The sequence below is a fragment of the Streptomyces sp. NTH33 genome (assembly GCF_003236365.1).
GTDB lineage: Bacteria > Actinomycetota > Actinomycetes > Streptomycetales > Streptomycetaceae > Streptomyces.
Genome location: NZ_POTZ01000480.1, coordinates 1 through 5,185 on the forward strand (window position 1 = coordinate 1; position 5,185 = coordinate 5,185).

Annotated in this window: 6 protein-coding genes and 1 pseudogene; 4 read left to right on the top strand and 3 right to left on the bottom strand. The window is 71.7% G+C overall.

What is annotated here, in order from left to right:
• Positions 1 to 14: 14 nt before the first annotated feature.
• Positions 15 to 803, top strand: a pseudogene (locus C1I97_RS30970) (zinc-binding alcohol dehydrogenase family protein); the annotation flags it as partial.
• A 62-nt stretch (positions 804 to 865) separates the two neighbouring features.
• Here the strand turns inward: C1I97_RS30970 and C1I97_RS30975 are convergent.
• Positions 866 to 1,348: a VOC family protein gene (locus tag C1I97_RS30975; RefSeq protein WP_111006391.1), complete on the bottom strand. Its 483-nt coding sequence runs from the start codon at positions 1,346 to 1,348 to the stop codon at positions 866 to 868.
• A gap of 208 nt (positions 1,349 to 1,556) precedes the next feature.
• Between C1I97_RS30975 and C1I97_RS30980 the strand changes: the two genes are divergently transcribed.
• Together C1I97_RS30980 and C1I97_RS30985 are read left to right on the top strand one after the other, a co-directional pair.
• Positions 1,557 to 2,213 (top strand): ATP-dependent Clp protease proteolytic subunit, encoded by a 657-nt coding sequence (locus C1I97_RS30980; RefSeq protein ID WP_111006392.1) that lies wholly within the window; start codon positions 1,557 to 1,559, stop codon positions 2,211 to 2,213.
• 1 nt (position 2,214) lies between these two features.
• Positions 2,215 to 2,817, top strand: coding sequence for a ClpP family protease (locus C1I97_RS30985; RefSeq protein ID WP_111006393.1), 603 nt, complete (start codon positions 2,215 to 2,217; stop codon positions 2,815 to 2,817).
• Between the two features lie 35 nt (positions 2,818 to 2,852).
• On the opposite strand, the gene C1I97_RS30990 is transcribed toward C1I97_RS30985, so the two are convergent.
• Positions 2,853 to 3,260: a helix-turn-helix domain-containing protein gene (locus C1I97_RS30990; RefSeq protein ID WP_111006394.1), complete on the bottom strand. Its 408-nt coding sequence runs from the start codon at positions 3,258 to 3,260 to the stop codon at positions 2,853 to 2,855.
• A gap of 322 nt (positions 3,261 to 3,582) precedes the next feature.
• Between C1I97_RS30990 and C1I97_RS30995 the strand changes: the two genes are divergently transcribed.
• A complete protein-coding gene (locus C1I97_RS30995; protein WP_111006395.1) occupies positions 3,583 to 4,467 on the top strand; it encodes an RNA polymerase sigma factor SigF in 885 nt (294 codons plus the stop codon).
• Between the two features lie 13 nt (positions 4,468 to 4,480).
• Here C1I97_RS30995 and C1I97_RS31000 read toward each other — a convergent pair whose 3' ends face one another.
• Positions 4,481 to 4,936 carry an ATP-binding protein gene (locus C1I97_RS31000; RefSeq protein WP_111006396.1) on the bottom strand — a complete coding sequence of 152 codons (456 nt, stop codon included), beginning with the start codon at positions 4,934 to 4,936 and terminating at the stop codon, positions 4,481 to 4,483.
• Positions 4,937 to 5,185: the final 249 nt, after the last annotated feature.

Sequence of the window (5,185 nt, forward strand, 5' to 3'; positions counted from 1 at the left end):
GTGTATAAGAGACAGGGCGGGCGGTGAGCGGCTTCGAGCCCGGCGACCGGGTGGGCGTGGCCTGGCTGCGCCGTACCGACGGCACCTGCGCGTACTGTGCGCGCGGCGCGGAGAACCTCTGCCCGGCCTCCCTCTACACCGGCTGGGACGCCGACGGCGGCTACGCCGAGTACACCACCGTCCCGGCCGCCTTCGCCTACCTGCTGCCCGGCGAGGTCGACGACGTGGCGCTCGCGCCGCTGCTGTGCGCGGGCATCATCGGCCACCGGGCGCTGCGCCGGGCCTCGCTGCCGCCGGGCGGGCGGCTCGGCCTGTACGGCTTCGGCGGCAGCGCGCACCTGTGCGCCCAGGTGGCGCTCGCCCAGGGCGCCACCGTGCACGTCATGACCCGCGGGGAGGCTTCGCGGCGGCTCGCGCTGGAGCTGGGCGCCGCCTCGGCCCAGGACGCGTACGCGTCACCGCCCGAGCCGCTGGACAGCGCGATCCTGTTCGCCCCGGTGGGCGACCTGGTCCCGGTGGCGCTGCGGGCCCTCGACCGCGGCGGCGTCCTGTCCGTCGCCGGGATCCACCTGAGCGACACGCCGCCGCTGCACTACGCGAGCGAGCTGTTCTACGAGAAGGAGCTGCGCAGCGTCACCTCGAACACGCGCGAGGACGGCCGGGAGTTCCTCGCGCTGGCCGCCCGGTACGGCGTGCGCGCCACCACGCACACCTACCGGCTCTCCGCGGCCCAGCAGGCCCTGCGGGACCTCAAGGCGGGCCGCTTCGACGGGGCGGCGGTGCTGGTGAACGACCTGTCCTGAGCCGGGGCCTGCCGGGGCCGGCCCACTCCCCCGAACGGGTGGGCCGGCCCCGCGGTACGCCGTCACTCGCCGGCGTACGCCTTCTCCAGCGCGGTGATGTCGAGCTTGCTCATGGTGTGCATCGCCCGCGTGGTGCGGGCGGCCTTCTCGGCATCGGGGTCGCCGAGCAGGTCCATGAGCCGCTCCGGGATCACCTGCCAGGAGACGCCGTACTTGTCCTTGAGCCAGCCGCAGGGGCCGGGCTCGCCGCCGTTCTCGGTGAGCTCGGCCCAGTAGTGGTCGACCTCCTCCTGGTCGGCGCAGTGGATCTGGAAGGAGATCGACTCGTTGAACGTGAACTCGGGGCCGCCGTTGACCGCGACGAACTTCTGGCCGTTGGCGACGAAGTCGACGGTGAGCACGGAGCCGGCCGGGCCCGGTCCGGCCTCGGTGTAGCGGCTGACCTTTCCGATGCCGGCGTTCTTGAAGATCGAGACGTAGTAGTGGGCGGCCTCCTCGGCCTGGCCGTCGAACCAGAGACAGGTGGTGAATCCTTCGGTGGCCACGGGTTCCTCCTGAGGTGTGCTACGCGTACATGTATGTCGACCGGCCCGCGGGGCGAAACTCATCGGCGCGCCCGGAAAAAGTTCGGGGAGGGCCGGCAGGGTGGCTCCGCTCATGGCGAATCTGCTGCGGGCAGAGAAAGCGACGTCGGGCAACTCGCCCGGGTGACAGTGGAGTTCGACGGCATCCCTGCCACCAGAAGGAGATCCGATGGCTCCACCGGCCACCCTGCCCCCGCTCACCGCGCTCCTGCCGCGCGCCGCGGAGGACGACACCCCGCCCAGCCGGTTCGACGACCACCTCGCGGCCGGACTGCTCGCGCAGCGGATCGTGTTCCTGGGCACCCAGGTCGACGAGGTGTCGGCCAACCGCGTGTGTGCGCAGCTGCTCCTGCTGTCGGCCGAGGACCCGCGCACCGACATCAGCCTGTGCGTCAACAGCCCCGGCGGGTCCGTCACCGCGGGACTCGCCATCCACGACACGATGCGGCTCATCCCGAACGATGTCTCGACGCTGGCGATGGGTTTCGCCGCCAGCATGGGCCAGTTCCTGCTCACCGTGGGCACCCGCGGCAAGCGGTTCGCGCTGCCGAACGCGCGGATCATGATGCACCAGCCGTCGGCGGGCATCGGCGGCACCACCGCCGACATCGAGATCCAGGCGGAGAACCTGGAGCACACCAAGCGGACCATCGAGCGGATCACCGCCGAGCACACCGGGCAGAGCGAGGAGACGATCGCGCGGGACGGCGACCGGGACCGCTGGTTCACGGCCGAACAGGCCAGGGAGTACGGGATGGTGGACCGGGTGGTGGAGTCGTTCGCCGACATCCGCCCGGCCTCCTCGGGCCGGCGGATGGGGTGGTGACATGGGGTCGTACACGGTTCCGTACGTGATCGAGCGGACCGCGCAGGGCGAGCGGTCCTACGACGTGTTCAGCCGGCTGCTGAACGAGCGGATCGTCTTTCTCAACACCGAGATCGACGACGGCGTGGCGGGCGTCGTCATCGCCCAGCTCCTCCACCTGGAGTCGGCGAACCCCGAGCACGAGATCGCGGTCTATCTCAACTCGCCCGGCGGCTCGTTCACCTCGCTGATGGCGATCTACGACACGATGAGGTTCGTGCAGTCGCCGATCTCCACGTTCTGCGTGGGGCAGGCGGCCTCGACGGCGGCGGTGCTGCTGGCGGCCGGGGACCCGGGACGCCGGTTCGTGCTGGAGCACGCGCGCGTGCTGCTCGGGCAGCCGGCCAGCGGCGGCCGGCAGGGCACGGTCTCCGACCTCGCGCTGCAGGCCAGGGAGATGGTCCGGATCCGTTCCCAGGTGGAGGAGGTGCTGTCCCGGCACACCGGTCACGACGTCGGCACCCTGCGCGCGGACATGGACCGCGACAAGGTGTTCACCGCCGAGGAGGCGGTGGCCTACGGGCTGGCCGACGAAGTGCTGAGCCGGCGCCTCGCACCCGTCTGAGGCAGGTGCGGGGCGCCGGCCGGGCGGCGCCGTCGTCAGGCGGCCAGGCACAGTCCGCCGTGACGGGGGGCGGACCCGGTGCGGCGGGTGACCCGCGCCAGCTCCCCCTGCGCCAGCGACAGCAGGTCGCCCAGGCCCAGGCCGAGCGCCTGTGCCGCGGCCGCGAGGACCTCCGAGGAGGCTTCCTTGCGGCCGCGTTCGATCTCCGACAGATACGGCATCGAGATCCGCGCCGCGTCGGCGACGTCCTGGAGCGTGCGCTCCTGCGCGCGCCGCTCCCGGCGCAGGACGTCACCGACGAGGTCACGCCAGAGCGGTTCGCGGGGAGCCGCGGCCGGGCTTCCCGCGGCCGGGCGGTCGGACACCGGACGGGCCGTCACCGGGCGCGCGGCCGGCGGGCGCAGGGGGACGACGCGGACTTGGTCGGGCGCGTGGCTGCTCATCCCCTCAGCGTAGGGATCGCCCACGCGGGCGGAAGGGAGCGGCATTCCGCCCTGGGTGAATCACCGGCCGCGCCCGCCGCCCGCGTACGGTCGATTTCACGTCACCCGGTGCACGAAGGGCATGCGCCGGGTGACTCCGGGTAGGCGCAGTCGTACGGCCCGGCAGGCACGACGGGAGCGGAACCCCCCGGGGCCGGGGCGCGCATACATCGCCGCGGACGGGGAACCCGGGGGTCGCGCAACCGTTCGGTGCCAAAGCACCGGGACGGACGTACGCAGGCCGAAAGGCAGAGGTCGCACTGTGACTTTCGTGGGAGAGGCAATGGACACCGCCGTGATCCGGTCCGAGGCAGCGGTCGCGAAGACCCGGGAGGCCGAGACGGGTGGCGGGTCGCTGCCGGGGGTGGCGGACCCGCGATCGGTCGCTCCGCGTGACGCGCGAGAGCTGTCCCGTCACTTCTTCCGGCGGCTGACGGAGCTGGAAGAGGGCACGCACGAATACCAGTACGCGCGCAACACGCTCATCGAGATGAACATGTCGCTGGTGCGGTTCGCGGCGGGCCGGTTCCGCAACCGCGGCGACGACATGGAGGACATCGTCCAGACCGGGATGATCGGCCTGATCAAGGCCATCGACCGGTTCGAGCTGTCGCGCGAGGTGGAGTTCACCTCCTTCGCCCTGCCGTACATCGTCGGTGAGATCAAGCGGTTCTTCCGCGACACCACCTGGGCGGTGCACGTGCCGCGGCGGCTGCAGGAGCTGCGGGTGGAGCTGGCCCGGGCCCGCGAGGAGTTGTCCAGCCGCCTGGACAGGGATCCGACGGTCGCCGAGCTCGCCACGCTGATGAACCTCTCCGAGGACCAGGTGGTCGAGGCCCAGATCGCCTCCAACGGCTACAACTCCGCGTCGCTGGACGCCGCCCTCACCGGTGACGGCGCCGAGGACGGCGAGGCGGTGCTCGCCGACTTCATCGGGGTCGAGGAGGCCGGGATCGGGCTCGTCGAGGACTTCCACTCCCTCGCGCCGCTGGTGGCCGGGCTCAGTGAACGCGACCGGCAGATCATCCATCTGCGGTTCGTGGAGGAGGCCACCCAGGCGGAGATCGGCGAACGGCTCGGCTGCTCGCAGATGCACGTCTCCCGGCTGATCAAGAGGATCATCACACAGTTGCGCCAGGGGATGCTGGGCGAGTTGGGCTGCGCCTGACGCGGCCCGGAACTCAGTCGCGGCCGAGGCCGACCACCGCGCGCACGCGCTTGCCGACCGGGATCCGCTCCACGGTGACCTCGGAGGCCAGCGCGTGCACGATCTCCAGGCCGTGCCGGCCGACGCGCCGCGGGTCCCGGGGGAAGCGCCGGGGCAGCGCGGCACTGCTGTCGTAGACGCACACGTCGACGGAGACGCCCGTTCCCTCCAGTTCCAGGATGTACGGGCCGTTGCTGTGCCGGTCGGCGTTGGTGACCAGCTCGCTGACCACCAGCAGGAGCGCCTCGCCGGAGCGGCGGCCGATCTCGGCGCACCACTCGGTCCTGAGCTGGTCCAGGAACTGCGCGGCGAAGGCCCGCGCCTCGGCGATGCACCCCGGTTCACCGGTGTAGTGCGCCGCCCGCCGGAGCGGGTCCACGGGAACGTCGAAACCAGTCGGTATCACTGCCCCGTTCAGGTCCTCGGTCATGCATGTCTCTCTCGCCAGGCCGGTCCGGTCGGACACTGCTGCACCTGTCCTGTTACCCCGAGCCGCGCCCGGCAGTCCCCGCACACGAACCCCCCGGCGGGCGCACCGCGGCCCTGCCGCTTAGTGGTCGCCCTCGGAAGTTCTTCGGGGGTTGACTGCAGAGTCGGTGTGGTGTCTGGTATCCCGACTTGCCGGATCGCCACTGCGTCGAGGTTGATGTCGTGGACTCCTCTGCGGGCGTCGCGGCAG

What these genes read in the sequence shown, in the direction of transcription:
- C1I97_RS30990 (WP_111006394.1), bottom strand. Translation starts at nt 3,260, where the DNA reads ATGAGCAGCCACGCGCCCGACCAAGTCCGCGTCGTCCCCCTGCGCCCG.
- C1I97_RS30995 (WP_111006395.1), top strand. Translation starts at nt 3,583, where the DNA reads ATGGACACCGCCGTGATCCGGTCCGAGGCAGCGGTCGCGAAGACCCGG.
- C1I97_RS31000 (WP_111006396.1), bottom strand. Translation starts at nt 4,936, where the DNA reads ATGACCGAGGACCTGAACGGGGCAGTGATACCGACTGGTTTCGACGTT.
- C1I97_RS30980 (WP_111006392.1), top strand. Translation starts at nt 1,557, where the DNA reads ATGGCTCCACCGGCCACCCTGCCCCCGCTCACCGCGCTCCTGCCGCGC.
- C1I97_RS30985 (WP_111006393.1), top strand. Translation starts at nt 2,215, where the DNA reads ATGGGGTCGTACACGGTTCCGTACGTGATCGAGCGGACCGCGCAGGGC.